The sequence below is a fragment of the Citrobacter sp. KTE30 genome, from assembly GCF_000398825.1.
Taxonomy (GTDB): domain Bacteria; phylum Pseudomonadota; class Gammaproteobacteria; order Enterobacterales; family Enterobacteriaceae; genus Citrobacter; species Citrobacter freundii.
Genome location: NZ_KB976055.1, coordinates 2,180,698 through 2,199,141 on the forward strand (window position 1 = coordinate 2,180,698; position 18,444 = coordinate 2,199,141).

Here is an 18,444-nt window from a genome sequence, read left to right on the forward strand (position 1 = left end):
TTAACGTTGTACCTTTGCCAGACTGAACCACATTCCTATCGCTAATACGATAAGCATGCTGCCGGCGCTGCTTAAGGCCACGCTATGTGACCAGGTGAACGCTTCTCTGGCAGCCGTCAGCAATGCCTCACTCAGTGACGACGGGAGCGAGTGCGCCAGTTGTACCGCCTCCCCCATTGACGATGAGGCACGTTCCATTTCCTGCGGATTAAGTCCGGCTGGCGGCAGAATCGATGCAGAAAAGCTACGGCTCAACAGCAAACCAAAGATAGCGATCCCAAGTCCGGCTCCCAGTTCATAAGCCATTGTCTCGATGGCACCCGCGGCCGCGGCTTTTTCCGCAGGTGCTGCTGCCATGATAGCCGCTGTTGAAGCCAGAAGCGCACTGGCGGCGCTGAAGCCGAGCAAAGCCATCAAAATCCAGGCTTGTACCTGTTGACTACTGAAATCCGTCATCGCCAGGCCGTAAAAGCTAACAGCGCTCAGCGCCATACCCGCAGTCGCCACACAACGTAATCCCAGACGTGAAACCAACATACCGGCAATCGGTCCGCTGAAACCACTTGCCAGCATCACCGGCAGCATGAACAACCCTGCCTGATACGGTGTTAAGCCGTGGACAAACTGTAGCTCCTGAGCCATCAGTAACTCGAAACCCACCAGCGTTATCATCGCGGTCATCGCCATCACTACGCCACTTAAGATTATGCGATGCGTGAACAACCGCATATCAATCATCGGGCGGGCTGCCGCAAGCTGGATGCGGACAAACTGCCACAGCAGCAAAGCGCCGGTTAACAGCGTCAGGGCGATGGCAACGGTCGCCGTATGCCCTTTCAGCGCGGTTTTGGCGCTGTAAACCAGCAGCAGAATGGCGACAATCAGCATTATCGCATGACCAAAATTTAACGATTGATCGCGACGTCCAGCCTGACGCGGCACTAAGCGTGCGGTTAAGGCCATTACCACCAGGACAATCGGTACATTAATTAAGAATACGGATCCCCAGTAGAAGTGCTCCAGTAGCATCCCGCCAACCAGTGGGCCAAACGCCGCACCGCCGGAACCAACCGCGGCCCAGACGCCGAGCGCCATATTACGATGCCGTTGCTCAGCGAACGTGGCGCGAATCCCCGCAAGCGTTGCCGGCACAATCATCGCCGCGCCAATCGCCAACACGGCCCGGGTGACAATCAGCCAGCTGGCGCTATGAGCAAAAGCGGCCGCCAGTGATGCCAGACCAAACAAGCCTCCACCTAACAGCAGCAGGCGTTTAAAGCCGATGCGATCGCCCAGCGCGCCCATTGGCAATACCATACCGGCCATTACCAGGGAATAAATATCAATGATCCACAGCAGCTCGTTGCCACTGGCGCCCAGCGTCATACTCAGCGTGGGCGCGGCAACGTGCAGCACCGTTGCATCAATCGCAACAGGGATGTAGACCAGCACAATAATCACTAACGTTAACCACTGACGAAACATAAAACTCCCTTCAAAACTGAAACTGGACACACGTCCAGGTTCGGCGATCCTACGGAAATTTGAACGTATGTCCAACTTTTTGTTAGACTGCGTGCTAAACGGATATGGGAGGAACGATGAGCTATCTAAATCGGGATGAACGTCGGGAAGTGATTCTGCAGGCGGCAATGCGCGTCGCGCTTGAGGAAGGATTTACCGCCATGACGGTGCGGCGTATTGCCACGGAAGCTCAGGTGTCAACCGGCCAGGTGCATCATCACTTTACGTCTGCCGGCGAGTTAAAATCCCTCGCTTTTGTGCAACTGATCCGTACTCTTCTGGATGCCGAACTGGTCAGCGCAAACGCCAGCTTCCGTGAACGGCTGCATGCCATGCTGGGCAGCGAAGATGGCGGGTTCGAACCCTATATAAAACTATGGCGTGAAGCGCAGGTTCTGGCGGATAAAGATCCGGAAATCAAAAGCGCTTACCTGCTGACCATGCGGATGTGGCACGAAGAAACCGCCGCTATCATCTCTCAGGGACAGAATGCCGGTGAGTTTTCTCCAGGCCCGGATGCTGCCGATGTGGCGTGGCGTTTAATTGCGTTGGTATGCGGTCTGGATGGCATCTATGTATTAGGCATTGAAGAAATGGCCGATCCTGCATTCGAACGCCACCTGGATCGTATGATTACGTTAGAGTTAGTTAATTGATGTTATAGATGAATTAATAATACATCTTTTATATTTACAATTGGTAACACTTAAGCAACGTGTAATTCCCTCATCACGCCGCGTTATTGCGCTTTTTTATCTATTCTTTCAGTCAATATTCCCAAAACTTTTCAATAGTTTCTAAAAGAACTCGCGCGGCGCTGTATGCGTTTATTTCTTTTTCATGAACGGCATGTGCATGGAGAATAATATGTCAGCATCAAATGAGAAAAATAATCGTTATCTTTTAACTGACTGGAAACCCGAAAATCCTGCCTTTTGGGAAAACAAAGGTAAGCACATTGCCCGAAGAAACCTCTGGATATCAGTGAGTTGCTTGCTGCTTGCGTTTTGCGTCTGGATGTTGTTCAGCGCTGTTGCTGTCAATCTGAATAAAATTGGTTTTAATTTTACCACCGATCAACTGTTTTTATTAACGGCATTACCTTCTCTTTCTGGTGCAATATTGCGCGTTCCCTACTCCTTTATGGTACCTATATTTGGGGGGCGCCGTTGGACCATTTTTAGCACCGTCATTCTGGTTATTCCCTGCGTCTGGCTCGGTTTTGCCGTGCAAAATACCGCTACTCCGTTTGGCGTATTTATTATCATTGCGCTGATGTGTGGGTTTGCTGGCGCTAACTTTGCCTCCAGCATGGGCAATATCAGTTTTTTCTTCCCCAAAGCGAAGCAAGGCAGCGCACTAGGCATTAACGGTGGCCTCGGCAACCTCGGTGTCAGCGTGATGCAGTTGATCGCGCCGCTGGTGATCTTTCTCCCCATTTTTACCTTCCTGGGCGTGCAGGGCGTACCACAAGCTGACGGATCGTTACTGTCACTGGCCAATGCCGCATGGATTTGGGTGCCGCTACTGCTGATAGCGACCGTGGCAGCGGGCATAGGAATGAACGACATTGCCAGTTCGAAGGCCTCAATTGCCTCCCAGCTACCGGTCCTCAAGCGTTTTCATTTGTGGTTATTAAGTCTGCTGTATCTCGCCACCTTCGGTTCATTTATCGGTTTTTCAGCAGGCTTTGCCATGCTGGCGAAAACACAGTTCCCTGACGTGAATATTCTGCAACTGGCGTTCTTCGGGCCCTTTATCGGTGCGCTGGCGCGATCGGCGGGCGGTGTTATCTCTGACAAGTTTGGTGGTGTGCGGGTCACCTTAATTAACTTCATCTTTATGGCACTGTTCAGCGCCCTGCTGTTTCTCACTTTGCCCGGCTCGGGCGAAGGAAGCTTTATCGCGTTTTACCTGGTGTTTATGGGCTTGTTCCTGACCGCGGGTCTGGGCAGCGGTTCGACCTTCCAGATGATTGCGGTGATCTTTCGCAAAATCACCATTTACCGGGTGAAGCTGCACGGTGGTACTGAAGAACAGGCCCAGCGTGAGGCGGTAACCGATACCGCAGCCGCCCTGGGATTTATCTCCGCAATTGGCGCTGTCGGGGGCTTCTTTATCCCGAAAGCGTTTGGTTCATCGCTGGCGCTGACCGGATCTCCGGTCGGCGCCATGAAAATATTCCTTGTGTTCTACATCGTCTGCGTGCTGGTGACCTGGCTGGTTTACGGCCGTAAATCACAAAAAAAATAGTCATCTTTTGGCCTGTGTAGGCAACGTTATTCGAAGCAGGAGTTATGTCATGAGTAAACTGTTAGACCGCTTTCGCTACTTTAAACAAAAGGGCGATACGTTTGCCGAGGGGCATGGGCAAGTAATGCACACCAACCGGGACTGGGAAGACAGCTATCGTCAGCGCTGGCAGTTCGATAAAATTGTGCGTTCTACCCACGGCGTTAACTGTACCGGCTCATGCAGCTGGAAAATCTACGTCAAAAACGGGCTGGTAACCTGGGAAACTCAGCAAACCGACTACCCGCGTACCCGCCCTGACCTGCCAAATCATGAGCCCCGTGGCTGCCCACGCGGCGCAAGTTACTCGTGGTATCTCTACAGCGCTAACCGCCTGAAATATCCACTGGTGCGTAAACGCTTAATCGAATTGTGGCGCGACGCCCTGTCCCGCCAGCCCGATCCGGTGCTGGCCTGGGAATCCATTATGAACGACCCGCAAAAATGCCAGAGCTACAAGCAGGTACGCGGGCGCGGTGGGTTTATCCGTTCCAACTGGAAAGAACTTAATCAACTGATTGCTGCTGCCAACGTCTGGACGGTGAAAACCTACGGCCCGGATCGTGTGGCCGGATTCTCGCCCATCCCCGCAATGTCGATGGTCTCCTATGCCGCAGGTACGCGTTATCTCTCGCTACTGGGCGGAACCTGTCTGAGCTTCTATGACTGGTACTGCGACTTACCGCCAGCGTCACCGATGACCTGGGGCGAGCAGACCGACGTTCCTGAATCCGCCGACTGGTATAACTCCAGCTATATCATCGCCTGGGGCTCTAACGTGCCGCAGACCCGTACCCCGGACGCGCACTTTTTTACTGAAGTACGCTACAAAGGCACCAAGACGATTGCCATTACGCCAGACTACTCGGAAGTAGCCAAACTGTGCGACCAGTGGCTGGCACCGAAACAAGGGACAGACAGCGCGCTGGCAATGGCGATGGGCCACGTCATCCTGAAAGAGTTCCATCTCGACAATCCCAGCGATTATTTCCTCAATTACTGTCGTCGCTATACCGATATGCCGATGCTGGTGCTGCTGGATGCCCGCGAAGATGGCAGCTACGTGCCTGGACGCATGATGCGCGCCTCAGACCTTGTTGATGGTCTCGGCGAAAGCAACAATCCAGAGTGGAAAACGGTGGCTTTCAACCGCGAAGGTGAACTGGTTGTCCCGAATGGATCCATCGGTTTTCGCTGGGGCGAGAAAGGCAAATGGAACCTGGAACCCCTGGCGGCTGGCGCTGAAACTGAACTTTCCCTCTCGCTGCTTGGTCAGCATGATGACGTGACCGGCGTGGCATTCCCCTATTTTGGCGGCAACGAAAACCCACATTTTCGCAGTGTAAAACAGGAACCAGTGCTGGTCCGTCAACTACCAGTAAAATATCTTACCCTCGCTGACGGTAGCCGTTGCCCGGTGGTGAGCGTCTATGATCTGGTGCTGGCGAATTACGGCCTCGACCGTGGTCTGGATGATGTTCATAGCGCACAAGATTACAGCGAAGTAAAAGCCTACACCCCGGCCTGGGGTGAGCAAATTACCGGCGTGCCACGCCGTCATATCGAACAAATCGCCCGTGAGTTTGCCGATACCGCGCACAAAACGCATGGCCGTTCGATGATCATCCTCGGGGCTGGCGTTAACCACTGGTATCACATGGACATGAACTACCGCGGGATGATTAACATCCTGGTGTTCTGTGGTTGCGTGGGACAAAGCGGCGGCGGCTGGGCGCACTATGTGGGTCAGGAGAAACTGCGTCCGCAAACCGGTTGGTTGCCGCTGGCCTTTGCCCTGGACTGGAACCGCCCACCTCGTCAGATGAACAGCACTTCGTTTTTCTACAATCATTCCAGTCAGTGGCGTTATGAAAAACTCACCGCGCAAGAACTCCTCTCTCCGCTGGCCGATGCGTCGAAGTTTAGCGGACATTTGATTGACTTTAACGTACGTGCTGAACGAATGGGCTGGCTGCCCTCTGCGCCGCAGCTTAACCTTAACCCATTGACCGTCAAAGCGAAGGCAGAACAAGCTGGGTTATCTCCTGCGCAATACACTGCCCAAGCGCTGAAGTCGGGTGATATTCGTTTTGCCTGCGAGCAGCCAGATAGCGGCAAAAACCACCCACGCAACCTCTTCGTCTGGCGCTCTAACCTGCTCGGTTCCTCAGGTAAAGGGCATGAATACATGCTCAAGTATTTACTGGGTACCGAAAGCGGGATCCAGGGGGAAGCGCTCGGTTCAAGTGAGGGTATTAAACCTGAAGAGGTTGAATGGCAGTCCGCGGCGATAGAGGGCAAGCTCGATCTGCTGGTCACGCTCGATTTCCGTATGTCCAGCACCTGTTTGTTCTCCGATATCGTTTTGCCAACCGCTACCTGGTATGAAAAAGACGATATGAACACCTCGGATATGCATCCGTTTATTCACCCGTTGTCCGCGGCGGTCGACCCGGCATGGGAATCGAAGAGTGACTGGGAAATTTATAAAGGCATCGCCAAAGTGTTCTCCGAGGTATGTGTCGGACACCTTGGACAAGAAACGGATGTGGTGTTGCAACCACTGCAACACGACTCTCCGGCAGAGCTGGCGCAGCCGTTTGACATTCTGGACTGGCGCAAAGGCGAATGCGATCTCCTCCCGGGGAAAACGGCACCGAATATCGCCGTTGTGGAACGTGACTACCCCGCCACCTACGAACGTTTTACTTCACTCGGTCCGCTCATGGACAAGCTTGGTAACGGTGGGAAAGGCATTGCGTGGAATACCCAGGCGGAAGTCGATTTCCTCGGCAAGCTGAACTACACCAAACGCGAAGGCCCGGCAAAAGGCCGACCGCTGATTGACACCGCGCTGGATGCCTCTGAGGTGATCCTCGCCCTGGCGCCAGAAACAAACGGTCAGGTAGCGGTGAAAGCCTGGGAAGCGCTGGGGGCGATGACCGGACGCGACCATACGCATCTGGCGTTGAATAAAGAAGACGAGAAGATCCGTTTTCGCGATATCCAGGCGCAGCCACGCAAAATCATCTCCAGCCCTACCTGGTCCGGCCTTGAAAGCGAACATGTCTCCTATAACGCAGGCTATACCAACGTCCACGAGTTGATCCCATGGCGTACCCTGTCCGGTCGCCAGCAGCTGTACCAGGATCACGCGTGGATGCGAGCGTTCGGTGAAAGCCTGGTGGCGTATCGTCCGCCTATCGATACTCGCAGCGTCAGTGAAATGCGCGAAGTTCCGCCTAACGGCTTCCCGGAAAAAGCCCTCAACTTCCTGACGCCGCACCAGAAATGGGGGATCCACTCTACCTACAGTGAAAACCTGCTGATGCTGACGCTTTCGCGCGGCGGCCCAATTGTCTGGATCAGCGAGACCGATGCCAAAGAGCTGGGCATTGAGGATAACGACTGGATTGAAGCCTTCAACGCCAACGGTGCGCTCACCGCGCGTGCAGTGGTGAGTCAACGCGTGCCGCCGGGAATGACCATGATGTATCACGCTCAGGAGCGAATCATGAATATCCCTGGCTCGGAAGTCACCGGGATGCGTGGCGGGATCCATAACTCGGTCACCCGCGTCTGCCCGAAACCCACGCATATGATTGGCGGCTATGCGCAACTGGCATACAGCTTCAATTATTACGGGACGGTCGGCTCTAACCGCGATGAGTTCATCATGATTAGAAAAATGAAAAACATTAACTGGCTGGATGATGAAGGTCGCGATCAGGTACAGGAGGCGAAAAAATGAAAATACGCTCACAGGTAGGCATGGTTCTTAATCTGGATAAGTGCATCGGCTGCCACACCTGCTCCGTCACCTGTAAAAACGTCTGGACCGGGCGTGAAGGGATGGAATATGCGTGGTTTAACAACGTCGAGACTAAACCGGGGATTGGTTATCCGAAAAACTGGGAAGATCAGGAAGAGTGGCAAGGCGGCTGGGTTCGCGATGTCAACGGCAAGATAAGACCGCGTCTGGGCGGTAAGATGGGCGTGATCACCAAAATTTTCGCCAACCCGGTGATCCCGCAAATCGATGATTACTATGAACCGTTTACCTACGATTATCAGCATCTGCATAGCGCGCCGGAGAGCAAGAATCAGCCCACCGCGCGTCCGCGTTCGCTGATAGATGGTAAACGGATGGACAAGATTATCTGGGGTCCAAACTGGGAAGAACTGCTTGGCGGCGAATTTTCAAAACGCGCCCGCGACCGTAACTTCGAGAAGATGCAAAAGGAGATGTACGGTCAGTTCGAAAACACGTTTATGATGTATTTACCGCGCCTGTGCGAGCACTGTCTGAATCCAAGCTGTGTCGCCACCTGCCCGAGCGGTGCTATCTATAAGCGTGAAGAAGACGGCATTGTGCTGATCGACCAGGACAAATGTCGCGGTTGGCGCTTGTGCATCAGCGGCTGTCCGTACAAAAAAATCTACTTTAACTGGAAGAGCGGTAAGTCAGAGAAGTGCATTTTCTGCTACCCGCGTATTGAGTCCGGCCAGCCGACGGTGTGTTCAGAAACCTGCGTTGGGCGTATCCGTTATCTCGGGGTATTGCTGTACGACGCCGACCGTATTGAGGAAGCAGCGAGCACCGAGCATGAAACCGATCTCTACGAGCGTCAGTGCGATGTGTTCCTCAACCCGAACGATCCGGCGGTGATTGAAGAGGCGCTAAAACAAGGTATTCCACACAACGTCATCGAAGCAGCTCAGCGCTCGCCGGTTTACAAAATGGCGATGGACTGGAAGCTGGCGCTACCGCTGCACCCGGAGTATCGCACCCTGCCGATGGTCTGGTATGTGCCGCCATTGTCACCGATTCAGTCGGTCGCCGACGCGGGCGGACTGCCGCACAATGGCAACATTTTGCCTGCGGTTGAGTCGCTGCGAATTCCGGTTCAGTACCTCGCCAATATGCTCAGTGCGGGTGATACCGGTCCGGTGCTGAGGGCGCTCAAACGGATGATGGCCATGCGCCACTATATGCGTGCGCAAACCGTAGAAGGCGTCACGGACACCCGCGCGATTGAGGAAGTGGGTCTGAGCGTTGAGCAGGTCGAGGAGATGTATCGTTATCTGGCCATCGCCAACTATGAAGACCGCTTTGTGATCCCGACCAGTCACCGCGAAATGGCGCGTGATGCCTTCCCGGAGAAAAACGGCTGCGGATTTACCTTCGGCGACGGTTGTCATGGTTCCGACACCAAATTCAACCTGTTCAACAGCAGCCGTATTGATGCCATCGACATCACCGAAGTGCGCGATAAAGCGGAGGGTGAATAATGCAAATCCTGAAGGTTATCGGCCTGCTGATGGAGTACCCCGACGAGCTGCTATGGGAGTGTAAAGACGACGCGCTGGCGCTTGTGGCCAGCGATGCCCCCATGCTGAGTGATTTTAGCCAGGAGCTGCTCAATGCGCCGTTACTGGATAAACAAGCCGAATGGTGCGAAATCTTTGACCGGGGTCGGGCCACCTCTCTGCTGCTGTTTGAGCATGTGCACGCCGAGTCCCGTGACCGGGGCCAGGCGATGGTTGATTTGTTGGCGCAGTATGAAAAGGTCGGGCTGCAGCTAAACTGTCGCGAACTGCCGGATCACCTGCCTTTATATCTTGAGTACTTAAGCGTGTTACCGGAAGCGGAGGCCAAAGAAGGACTGCAGAACGTCGCACCGATTCTGGCGTTGCTTGGCGGGCGCTTAAAACAGCGCGATACGCCGTGGTATCAACTGTTTGATGCCCTGTTGCAGCTTGCCGGAAGTCCTCTTTCGAGTGACAGTGTCACTAAGCAAGTTGGCGCGGAAACGCGCGACGATACCCGACAGGCGCTGGATGCAGTCTGGGAAGAGGAACAGGTGAAGTTTATCGAAGATAATGCCACCGCCTGTGACAGTTCACCGTTACAAAACTATCAACGACGCTTTAGCCAGGACGTGGCACCTCAGTATGTCGACGTCAGCGCGGGAGGCCCGAAATGATACAGTACCTGAACGTCTTTTTTTACGATATCTATCCGTACCTGTGCGGTACGGTGTTTATCCTCGGCAGTTGGCTACGCTACGACTACGGGCAATACACCTGGCGCGCGTCTTCCAGCCAGATGTTGGACAAACGCGGCATGGTGTTGTGGTCAAACCTGTTCCACATCGGCATTCTGGGGATCTTTTTCGGGCACCTGTTTGGCATGTTAACGCCGCACTGGATGTATGCCTGGTTCCTGCCGATTGCGGTAAAGCAGCAGATGGCGATGATTGCCGGCGGACTTTGTGGCGTGCTCACACTGGTGGGTGGCGCTGGCCTGCTGGTGCGCCGGTTGACTAACCCGCGCATTCGCGCAACCTCCTCGACCGCCGATATTCTGATCCTCTGCGTTCTGCTGATTCAATGTATTCTCGGTTTAACCACTATCCCGTTCTCTGCACAGCATCCTGACGGCAGTGAAATGCTAAAACTGGTCGGTTGGGCGCAGTCGGTGGTGACCTTCCAGGGCGGTGCGTCTGCGCATCTGGATGGCGTGGCGTGGATTTTCCGTGTGCATCTGGTTCTGGGGATGACCATTTTCCTGCTGTTCCCGTTCACCCGACTGGTCCACGTGTGGAGTGCGCCGTTTGAGTACTTTACCCGCCGTTATCAGATAGTGCGTTCGCGTCGCTAATTTCCTCTGCTGCCCGGTAGCGCTAGCGCTTACCGGGCCTGGATCGCTATCCCGCTTTTTGTACGTTATGATGCTTCTCCATCCCAGGGAGAACGCTAATGAAACCACAGGTTTATCACGTCGATGCCTTTACTTCAGTACCCTTTCGCGGCAATTCAGCGGGAGTGGTGTTGCATGCTGACGGATTGAGCGAAGCACAGATGCAACTTATTGCTCGCGAGCTGCGTCATTCGGAAACCGCATTCCTGCTGACCAGTGACGACAGCGATGTTCGCATTCGTTATTTCACGCCGACGGTCGAAGTTCCTATCTGTGGACACGCTACCGTCGCCGCACATTATGTGCGCGCCAAGGTGCTGGGTCTGGGCAACAGCACCGTCTGGCAAACCTCGCTCGCCGGTCGTCATCGGGTCGATATTGAAGCAAGTGACAATGACTATCGCATCAGCCTTGAACAAGGCGTACCTGGATTCGAAGCTCCGCTGGAAGGTGCTGTACGTGCCGCGATAATCGATGCACTGCACCTGAGCGAAGACGATATGCTGCCCGGATTACCCATTCAGGTAGCCACTACCGGACACTCTAAAGTAATGATTGCGCTGAAGCCTGAGGTGGACCTCGACGCCCTTTCCCCGGATTTGCCTGCCCTGACCGCTATCAGCAAGCAAATTGGCTGTAACGGTTTCTTCCCTTTTCAAATTCGCAAGGGCGAAAACGCCACCGATGGCCGCATGTTCTCGCCTGCTATTGGTATTGTGGAAGATCCGGTTACCGGCAATGCCAACGGTCCAATGGGCGCGTGGCTGGTTCAACATGGGTTGATGCCGCATGACGGAAAAACGCTACGTGTTCAGGGGCATCAGGGCCGCGCGCTCGGGCGTGACGGTATTGTTGATGTGACGGTGGCTATCCGTGAAAACCTGCCGGAAAAAGTGACCATTACCGGTTCGGCAGTGATCCTGTTTCACGCCGAATGGGCGATAGATTTTTAATTGTTCCCGTAGGCCGGATAAGGCCTACAATCAAAACAGACAAACTAAAGCGAACTTTAAAATCGACCATAGGCTTAAGTTCTTCTTATTGGGCAGAGCCAGTAAATATTTTTGCGAAAAAGAATTTAGAATCTGTATTCTCAATGCGCGACATAAGGAGAACATTTAAAACCTTGTCTGGAACGCTCCACTTCACAGAGAATGAAAAAGACATTGTTAATCAACATACTAATAAAATCATCGGAAAAAACATTATGACAGATATGATTATATTATTGAGAAACGTGAAACCACGTTAAAATGGGAGAAGGCATTACAGGTTCCACTGTCAAATGACGGGCTTAATGAGATTAATCTCATCATAGAAAAGAAAAAGAGTTTACGAGGCATTTATCTAATGAATTTCAATTAAACTGGTTATAGAATGCCTGAATTATTTTAAAAAAGATTCAGGCTTTTTTATAATTTGCGATGGTAGTCACAATAATTAAATTACAAATAGTTTGATATCATACTTTCTTTAGTCTTGATATTTAAAATAAGGATTTGTCATATGAGTTTCTGGGATGCTAAGAAAGGATTTTTATTATCTCCGGGAGATAGAACAAGTTGTGGTGGTTATATTTTAGAAAATTCCGACCTTCCTCGTATTAGAGGAGTAAAAATAGCATGTGAGGGGGATGAGTATATATGTGGTTTTGATGGTCAACGATACCAAATTGAGGGTGGCGTACCAAATGGCTCACATATAGAAGCAAGCAGGATTTTATATAGAGACACCTTCAAAAGTGCATTTGATAACGATATTGATCATGAAGGTCGAAAAATAACACCTTCTTCAGAAATATTCAGACAAATGCAAGAGGAAACCGGTTTACATAGACGCTCGCATGATTCACTTAGAGACTTCGATGAAAGATTTGAACACGATGATTTTATTGGTACGGCTGGAGGGATAATACTTGGACGGAAAAAAATCATTACTGGAGAAAAGAAAAATAAATTCTTAACTTCAAATTTTAGCACAGGTTTTCGAACAAGGATTCCCAAACATTTATTTGATATTTACTCAAGGATGGGGCGAGATTTATCAGATTATGAAACCGAAATAATATGTCTCCTTGCAGGTTCCGCACACAGCAGAGGTTCATGCAAATGTCATTGCAGGTTTACACCGCATTTTAATATAACATACAGATATGATGAATACCTTTTGTCCAGTTTTCAGTCAGTAAATAGTACCAGTAATTCAATACCTGATACACCACCTGTACGGCAGCAGCGCCCCCCAGAAGCAAGACAAACGGTAGAACCTGGTTTTTGTGTAGTACCAGATCAAACATCACCTAAGAAATATGAGTGTGAGTTAATAGTCAATCCGCCATCAGGAGTAAAAGAGTTATACCGCAAGCTAAATCCAGAAATGGAAAAAAAACCAGGCTCTATATTGATTGTTGTTGATCCTGAAAAGCAAGATCAAAAGCAGATTCAGACTCTGCAAAAAGCACGAGATAAAATTGATAAAGCACTTGAACCTCTTACTATAGAGGAAGCAAAACTTTTACACGATAACAGAGCCGTCGTAGATACATTTTCATATCAGCTTTATGGAGATTATTTAGGTAAGGCCGGGGATGGTTTTGGATATATAAGTGAAATAGGCAAAGGATACTATGAAGAGATAAATGACATATTAAAAGAAATTGAAGATCTATACAAAAAAACTTACACGCATAATAATGGAAAAATATCTGGAGAGGAGTTTTTTGGACAAAGATCGAGGCTTTTTAAAAGATTGGATATTGTATTAAATAAGTTCTCTAAATCACAATTAAATTTAGAAGAATATAACAGTATAAAGAAAGCGCTGGGCCTCTCAACATCTTCTGTTATGCATAAGTGGAACCAATCTGGAGTCGATAATATTGAAGGATATGCGAATTATATTGAACATTCTTCCAAATTGATAAAAATAATAAAAAATGTAGGATACATTGGTGTTGGCTTAGATTTTGCTGGTTATTCAGCAAATGTATATGACGCTTGTTCCAGAGGCCGTGAAGATGCTTGCAAAAAGGCTGCAATTACTGAATATAGTAAGTTTGGTTTTAAACAGGGGACGAGTATGGGGGTTGGTTGGGCCAGTGGTTTAGCTGCGCGAGGTGCCTGCATGTGGGTTCTTGGGCTAGTAACTACGGAAGTGGGCGCCGTAGGTGCTAGTTTATGCTTTGTAACGGGGGTTGGCGTAAGTATAGGAACCGCAAAAGTTGTCGAGGATAGTGCTGAACATTATGGTGAATTATTCGGAGAACATATAATTTATGAGCAATTATTTAAAAAATAATCCAAACTTTATTTTATATTTAATAACATTCTCCATGATTGGAATGTTACTTATTGTTATTATTTCATTGGTAAATAAAAAATATTATGCTATGGTTGTTGATTTATATATTAAAAAGTATAATAGATTGCCTATTATGGCAGGATTAGCAAAAGAAGCTAGCCTGATATTAACACCAGGGTCATACCATGCAAAAGTTGGTTTTATTATGGATTCATTAATATTGCCGTATAACAAGTTCTCTAATCATGATATGACAATAGAGCAATATAATTACATTAATTCCTTACCAATGAAATTAACTATTGGATTTAGAATTGAGGGTTTTCTTTGGATTATATCGATTCCACCAATGTTAATAGGATTTATTTTACACGCATTATTTGAATGATAATTCAAAGGGACTCCATTGGAGTGCTTGTTATTTTTTATTTCAATGCCCCATAAATTTGATCAACAATCCAGCCATATGTAGCAACAGGTAGTAACCCGCTTACAAATACATTCGGATTTACTTTAGGGTCTGCCGGATAAGGCGATAACGCCGCATCCGGCATGACTTCCGATACCCCTATTTCCCCGCCTCTGGATGCGTATCAAACGCCGCCATGACCGTCGCCAGCTCATCTTCGGTAAACCCATGCTTCGCGTCATCCACGCCCAGTCCAAACTGTTCCTGCAGCAAGGCATACAGGCTGGCGACATCGGGTAGATTAATCTGCTCTATCGCCCGACCATCCTGATAACGGGTGAAATGAAAATTGGTCAACGTCAGCTTACCGCCGTCCGGAAGATGACGACACATCAGCAAATGATGACGAAAATGCGATTGTGGCCAGTGCGCGGACCAGAAATTGCCCATCAGATAATCGCTCTGGTGCTGCACGACCAGGTCAAAACGGTACATTGATTGCCAGTGATCGTGATGGCGGAACTGCAGGATCCAATCGTCCCCCTCCTGAACCAGACGATATTCGCCGTGTGGCGTTTGCTGCTCAATGTCGGCCTGCAGACGAATCGGCGCCGTCAGCGTTTGCCCGCCGAAGCCAACGTCGGCGATCCACTGCTCTCCCTGTAATTCAACCAGCAACAGACGATGCGTGCGCGGCGGCAGACTTGACGGATTTGCCAGTACCACACGTCCGAGAAGGCTGCGTACGTTAAAACCGATTTCGCGTAACGCGCGCTCAAACACTCCATTCTGTTCAAAGCAATAACCGCCACGACGCGCCGTCACCAGCTTCTCTTCCAGCGACAAATCGTCAAGCTGCATCTCTCTTGGCAGTAATACATCCAGGTTTTCAAACGGAATCGCGCCGTTGTGCAGTAAATGCAGCGCTTTTAAAGTTTCAATGTCGACGCTGGCCGAATCTGACCAGCCAATACGGGCAAAATAAGCGGTTAAAAAAGGCGTCATAGGGAGTTCCTGTTCGATTAATGCAGTACTTATAACGCATTTTTAATTTTACGCCGTCGATTTTGTGCGTTGTTCCTCCAGACGAGGCGACAAAATCGCTAATACCGTTAATATCTATATCTATTGTGGTGTGTTATCTCTCAGCCCAGGAGCATCCATGAGCCATTTCCGTTCAATCGAATTAAAACATGCCAGTCGGCTGCTTAACCACGGCCCTACGATACTGATCACCAGCCGTGATGAGCATACCGAGCGGCGCAATGTGATGGCGGCGGCATGGTCAATGCCGGTGGAATTTGAACCGCCGCGGATTGCAATTGTTGTTGATAAGACTGCCTGGTCGCGTGAACTGATTGAGCGTAGCGGCAAGTTCGGTATTGTTATTCCGGGCGTGGCCGCTACCAACTGGACTTACGCGGTGGGCAGCGTTTCCGGTCGCGTGGAAGATAAATTTAACTGCTACGGTATTCCGGTGGTAAAAGGTCCGGTGCTGGGATTACCGTTAATAGAAGCGAAATGTCTGGCCTGGATGGAGTGTCGTCTGCTGCCTGCAACGGCGGCACAGGAAAAATATGACACCCTGTTTGGGGAAGTGGTCTCGGCTGCCGCTGATGAGCGAGCTTTCGTGGAAGGACGCTGGCAGTTTGATGATGATAAACTCAATACCCTGCATCATCTTGGCGCCGGAACGTTTGTCACCAGCGGGAAACGCATAACAGCGGCTGAATAATACGGGCGCAATAATCGCCCGTTCTCTTTCACATGCTGTAGCCGGGTTTTTTAATCAGCCTCGTCATCTGTGGCGCAATTTCCGCATCCCACACGCTCTGCCACTCCCCCGGCTCAACTTCATTCAGCGCCACGCTCACTGAACTCTCTTTGCTTTGTAAATGACGAATAATGACTTCGGTAATATCCGCCGCCAGCGCGGATTTTTGTTCGTTATTCAGATCGCGTGGAAAACATTTGATATCAACGTGCGGCATGACAGGTTCCTTATTGTTTTGGGATGCAGGTAACTTATGCGGACTCTCTTCAACCAGGTGAAATCCGACATCAATAATATCGCCTCCACGTGGAATTTGTTCGATACGATCGGCAAGCAGAGAGGCGGCGCGTTGTCCAATAGCTCGTCGGTCGACGCTAACTGTGGTGATGTGCGTCAGCCGCAATACCATGACGACGATAACCTTTTTTCAGCAAATAGTCTGCCACCGCCTGCATCACTTTTTCCACGGTTTTCGGGCGCACCAGCTGCGGGCTATTTAGCGCCCTGCTCACCCTCATGGGTGACAATCCCCAGTCTTTTGATTACGCCATTCTGTACGTCGGTTCGATGGGGCTGATTGGCCTGATTTCTTATCTGTTTATCGTGAGTCCATTGGATCGTATTACGCTGACCCCTTCTGTCGCGTAATTTAATCTTATGGCGATAGTTTGCCCGCTGTTCCGGGATTTGCACACCTGCGGAACAGCGTTTTTTTATTCAAATAATCTTATTGTTTTTCAGTACAGTACGTAGCCTCGGATGCTGACAAACTGCATCAGCGATAGCGCTAATATTCGGCGTGTTGTCCTGAAACCAGTCATGCCCTGGTCCCCAGGTGCGCATAACGGCAATATATACGTCCAGTAGTGTTAGCTGATCCCCGAATGCGTACGGCTCGGCGTTTAGCTGATCGTTCAGCCACATATAGAGGGATTTACGGTACTCAATGCAGTTCTTTTTCAACTGCGCCGGGGCGTCCGGTACCCAGCGTTCTGGATAGTCGGCATAGGTAAACGTGGGATAGACATTTGCCACCAGCCATATCAACAGACGCTGAAACTGCTGGCGTTCGGCGTGTCCAACGGGTGGTGAAAGTTCAGGGCGACGATCGAGGATCATCAGCGCGATCGCCGCCGTTTCCGTCATCACACTGCCATTTTCCAGTACCAGCGTGGGCACCTGGCATAGTGGATTCATCGTCTTAAGCAACTCCCGCTGAGGGCCGTCACTGTCAAAACCGTCGACATTAATAAAATGATAAGGGATCTCCGCCAGTGTGAGCATCACTTCACTGATGGCCGATCCCCAGCCCGGTACCCCATAGACCTTAATCATGCTGCAATCCCCAAAGTTAAAACCCTAAGTGTAGAGCAGCATTCGGCAACCTATGCAGACGTGATTATTACTTTCATAATAACAATGGTCGAATACCGGGGGAGAATAAGCCATGCGTTCCAGTATGTTTGAATATATGAACATTTTTGTACAGGTTGTTGAGCAAGGTGGATTTGCCAGAGCAGCAGACGTGTTACACCTGCACCGCCCTGCAGTGACCAAAGCTATTCAACATCTTGAAGACGATCTGGGGACAAAGTTGCTTAACCGCACGACTCGTAAAGTGAGTCTGACGGAAGAAGGTGACGCTTTTTACCAACGCACAAAAATCCTGCTCAGTGACGTTGATGACATCATGGCTTCTTTCTCACCCACCCGCCCTCCGCGCGGAAAACTCAGGGTGAATGCCCCCCTGTCGCTGGCTCACTCGGTATTAGTCCCGGCCCTGAACGATTTCCAGTCGCGCTACCCGGATATTGAGATTGTCCTCACCTCCACCGACCGCAGAATCGATCTGCTTGCCGAAGGTATCGACTGCATGATTCGCATTGGCGAGTTACAAGACTCTTCTCTGATTTCACGGCGGCTTGGTGAGGTAAAAATGGTGACATGCGCGTCACCGGATTATCTGCAAAAACACGGCGTACCGCAGACGCCAGAGGATTTATCCCGACATCAGGCAATTAACTTTTTCAGTGAACGTCATCGTGAAGCACTGGAATGGTCCTTCGTCCGTGAGGGTGAAACCGTGTCGTTTATCCCCACAGGTCACATCAGCGTTGATAACTCCGACATCCTTTTGACAGGCTGTTTATCCGGACTCGGTATCATCCACGGTGTGCACGCGGTACTGGCCCCCTGGATCCAGTCGGGCCAGCTCGTAGAGGTGCTGGCCGATTATGCTGGGGAATCAAAACCCGTTTCCGTGCTCTACCCGGACAGGCGTCATCTTGCCCCCCGCGTTCGGGTGTTTATTGACTGGCTGTATGCGCTTTTTACCGAGCAAAAATCGCGCCTACAGGGATTATTATAATCTGAGTAATAGTGAAGTTCCGCAACGGCGGTTTTTCACCCTCATCTGAGCCGTTAAATTGTGCAGACCCAATA

The 18,444-nt window shown here is 50.6% G+C and carries 16 protein-coding genes and 3 pseudogenes; 12 read left to right on the forward strand and 7 right to left on the reverse strand.

The window, feature by feature from the left end:
- The gene (locus WC1_RS12635) at positions 1-1,485 is read right to left on the reverse strand and encodes an MFS transporter (RefSeq protein WP_003836218.1); all 1,485 of its coding nucleotides are present in this window, start codon (positions 1,483-1,485) and stop codon (positions 1-3) included.
- 116 nt (positions 1,486-1,601) lie between these two features.
- Between WC1_RS12635 and WC1_RS12630 the strand changes: the two genes are divergently transcribed.
- From WC1_RS12630 to WC1_RS12595, 9 genes are all read left to right on the forward strand, one after another.
- On the forward strand, positions 1,602-2,180 hold the full coding sequence (locus tag WC1_RS12630) for a TetR family transcriptional regulator (RefSeq protein WP_016150258.1): 579 nt from the start codon (positions 1,602-1,604) through the stop codon (positions 2,178-2,180).
- A 211-nt stretch (positions 2,181-2,391) separates the two neighbouring features.
- The gene (locus WC1_RS12625) at positions 2,392-3,777 is read left to right on the forward strand and encodes a NarK family nitrate/nitrite MFS transporter (protein WP_003020098.1); all 1,386 of its coding nucleotides are present in this window, start codon (positions 2,392-2,394) and stop codon (positions 3,775-3,777) included.
- A 49-nt stretch (positions 3,778-3,826) separates the two neighbouring features.
- A complete protein-coding gene (locus WC1_RS12620) occupies positions 3,827-7,567 on the forward strand; it encodes a nitrate reductase subunit alpha (RefSeq protein WP_003843700.1) in 3,741 nt (1,246 codons plus the stop codon).
- Positions 7,564-9,108 (forward strand): nitrate reductase subunit beta, encoded by a 1,545-nt coding sequence (narH, locus tag WC1_RS12615; protein ID WP_003020103.1) that lies wholly within the window; start codon positions 7,564-7,566, stop codon positions 9,106-9,108. Before WC1_RS12620 ends, narH begins: the two co-directional genes overlap by 4 nt.
- Positions 9,108-9,803, forward strand: coding sequence for a nitrate reductase molybdenum cofactor assembly chaperone (narW, locus tag WC1_RS12610; protein WP_003836210.1), 696 nt, complete (start codon positions 9,108-9,110; stop codon positions 9,801-9,803). Before narH ends, narW begins: the two co-directional genes overlap by 1 nt.
- Entirely contained in the window at positions 9,800-10,480 is a 681-nt protein-coding gene (gene narI / locus WC1_RS12605; RefSeq protein ID WP_003020109.1) for a respiratory nitrate reductase subunit gamma, read from the forward strand. Before narW ends, narI begins: the two co-directional genes overlap by 4 nt.
- A 98-nt stretch (positions 10,481-10,578) precedes the next feature.
- The gene (locus WC1_RS12600; protein ID WP_016150259.1) at positions 10,579-11,472 is read left to right on the forward strand and encodes a PhzF family isomerase; all 894 of its coding nucleotides are present in this window, start codon (positions 10,579-10,581) and stop codon (positions 11,470-11,472) included.
- A gap of 553 nt (positions 11,473-12,025) precedes the next feature.
- Positions 12,026-13,816: a PAAR domain-containing protein gene (locus WC1_RS24960; RefSeq protein WP_016150260.1), complete on the forward strand. Its 1,791-nt coding sequence runs from the start codon at positions 12,026-12,028 to the stop codon at positions 13,814-13,816.
- Complete coding sequence (locus tag WC1_RS12595; protein WP_016150261.1) at positions 13,794-14,207, forward strand: hypothetical protein; 414 nt, start codon at positions 13,794-13,796, stop codon at positions 14,205-14,207. The genes WC1_RS24960 and WC1_RS12595 overlap by 23 nt, the downstream gene beginning before the upstream one ends.
- Before the next feature lie 37 nt (positions 14,208-14,244).
- Here WC1_RS12595 and WC1_RS24965 read toward each other — a convergent pair.
- Both WC1_RS24965 and nhoA read right to left on the reverse strand, forming a co-directional pair.
- A pseudogene (locus WC1_RS24965) lies at positions 14,245-14,343 on the reverse strand (hypothetical protein); the annotation flags it as partial.
- A gap of 44 nt (positions 14,344-14,387) precedes the next feature.
- Positions 14,388-15,233, reverse strand: a complete 846-nt coding sequence (nhoA, locus tag WC1_RS12590; RefSeq protein WP_016150262.1) for an N-hydroxyarylamine O-acetyltransferase — start codon at positions 15,231-15,233, stop codon at positions 14,388-14,390.
- 157 nt (positions 15,234-15,390) lie between these two features.
- Between nhoA and WC1_RS12585 the strand changes: the two genes are divergently transcribed.
- Positions 15,391-15,963, forward strand: coding sequence for a flavin reductase family protein (locus WC1_RS12585; protein ID WP_003020117.1), 573 nt, complete (start codon positions 15,391-15,393; stop codon positions 15,961-15,963).
- Between the two features lie 28 nt (positions 15,964-15,991).
- On the opposite strand, the gene pptA is transcribed toward WC1_RS12585, so the two are convergent.
- From pptA to WC1_RS23635, 3 genes and pseudogenes are all read right to left on the reverse strand, one after another.
- The gene (gene pptA, locus WC1_RS0122775; protein ID WP_032947978.1) at positions 15,992-16,219 is read right to left on the reverse strand and encodes a tautomerase PptA; all 228 of its coding nucleotides are present in this window, start codon (positions 16,217-16,219) and stop codon (positions 15,992-15,994) included.
- Positions 16,220-16,270: 51 nt separating this feature from the next.
- Positions 16,271-16,390: pseudogene (locus tag WC1_RS24705) on the reverse strand (GntR family transcriptional regulator); the annotation flags it as partial.
- The gene (locus WC1_RS23635; RefSeq protein ID WP_016150264.1) at positions 16,377-16,520 is read right to left on the reverse strand and encodes a LacI family DNA-binding transcriptional regulator; all 144 of its coding nucleotides are present in this window, start codon (positions 16,518-16,520) and stop codon (positions 16,377-16,379) included. The pseudogene WC1_RS24705 and the gene WC1_RS23635, both read right to left, overlap by 14 nt.
- Before the next feature lie 7 nt (positions 16,521-16,527).
- Here WC1_RS23635 and WC1_RS0122780 point away from each other — a divergent pair.
- Positions 16,528-16,650, forward strand: a pseudogene (locus tag WC1_RS0122780) (glucarate transporter); the annotation flags it as partial.
- Between the two features lie 69 nt (positions 16,651-16,719).
- Here WC1_RS0122780 and WC1_RS12580 read toward each other — a convergent pair.
- Positions 16,720-17,337, reverse strand: a complete 618-nt coding sequence (locus WC1_RS12580) for a glutathione S-transferase family protein (protein ID WP_016150265.1) — start codon at positions 17,335-17,337, stop codon at positions 16,720-16,722.
- 112 nt (positions 17,338-17,449) lie between these two features.
- Between WC1_RS12580 and WC1_RS12575 the strand changes: the two genes are divergently transcribed.
- Positions 17,450-18,370, forward strand: coding sequence for a LysR family transcriptional regulator (locus WC1_RS12575; protein ID WP_016150266.1), 921 nt, complete (start codon positions 17,450-17,452; stop codon positions 18,368-18,370).
- The last annotated feature ends 74 nt before the right edge of the window (positions 18,371-18,444 follow it).

Excerpts from the sequence above, each read along its gene's own strand:
- WC1_RS12585 (WP_003020117.1), top strand. The coding sequence starts at position 15,391 with ATGAGCCATTTCCGTTCAATCGAATTAAAACATGCCAGTCGGCTGCTT.
- WC1_RS12635 (WP_003836218.1), bottom strand. The coding sequence starts at position 1,485 with ATGTTTCGTCAGTGGTTAACGTTAGTGATTATTGTGCTGGTCTACATC.
- narW (WP_003836210.1), top strand. The coding sequence starts at position 9,108 with ATGCAAATCCTGAAGGTTATCGGCCTGCTGATGGAGTACCCCGACGAG.
- WC1_RS12620 (WP_003843700.1), top strand. The coding sequence starts at position 3,827 with ATGAGTAAACTGTTAGACCGCTTTCGCTACTTTAAACAAAAGGGCGAT.
- narH (WP_003020103.1), top strand. The coding sequence starts at position 7,564 with ATGAAAATACGCTCACAGGTAGGCATGGTTCTTAATCTGGATAAGTGC.
- WC1_RS12575 (WP_016150266.1), top strand. The coding sequence starts at position 17,450 with ATGCGTTCCAGTATGTTTGAATATATGAACATTTTTGTACAGGTTGTT.
- WC1_RS12630 (WP_016150258.1), top strand. The coding sequence starts at position 1,602 with ATGAGCTATCTAAATCGGGATGAACGTCGGGAAGTGATTCTGCAGGCG.
- WC1_RS12595 (WP_016150261.1), top strand. The coding sequence starts at position 13,794 with ATGAGCAATTATTTAAAAAATAATCCAAACTTTATTTTATATTTAATA.
- WC1_RS12625 (WP_003020098.1), top strand. The coding sequence starts at position 2,392 with ATGTCAGCATCAAATGAGAAAAATAATCGTTATCTTTTAACTGACTGG.
- WC1_RS12600 (WP_016150259.1), top strand. The coding sequence starts at position 10,579 with ATGAAACCACAGGTTTATCACGTCGATGCCTTTACTTCAGTACCCTTT.
- pptA (WP_032947978.1), bottom strand. The coding sequence starts at position 16,219 with ATGCCGCACGTTGATATCAAATGTTTTCCACGCGATCTGAATAACGAA.
- WC1_RS24960 (WP_016150260.1), top strand. The coding sequence starts at position 12,026 with ATGAGTTTCTGGGATGCTAAGAAAGGATTTTTATTATCTCCGGGAGAT.
- narI (WP_003020109.1), top strand. The coding sequence starts at position 9,800 with ATGATACAGTACCTGAACGTCTTTTTTTACGATATCTATCCGTACCTG.
- WC1_RS23635 (WP_016150264.1), bottom strand. The coding sequence starts at position 16,520 with ATGAGGGTGAGCAGGGCGCTAAATAGCCCGCAGCTGGTGCGCCCGAAA.
- nhoA (WP_016150262.1), bottom strand. The coding sequence starts at position 15,233 with ATGACGCCTTTTTTAACCGCTTATTTTGCCCGTATTGGCTGGTCAGAT.
- WC1_RS12580 (WP_016150265.1), bottom strand. The coding sequence starts at position 17,337 with ATGATTAAGGTCTATGGGGTACCGGGCTGGGGATCGGCCATCAGTGAA.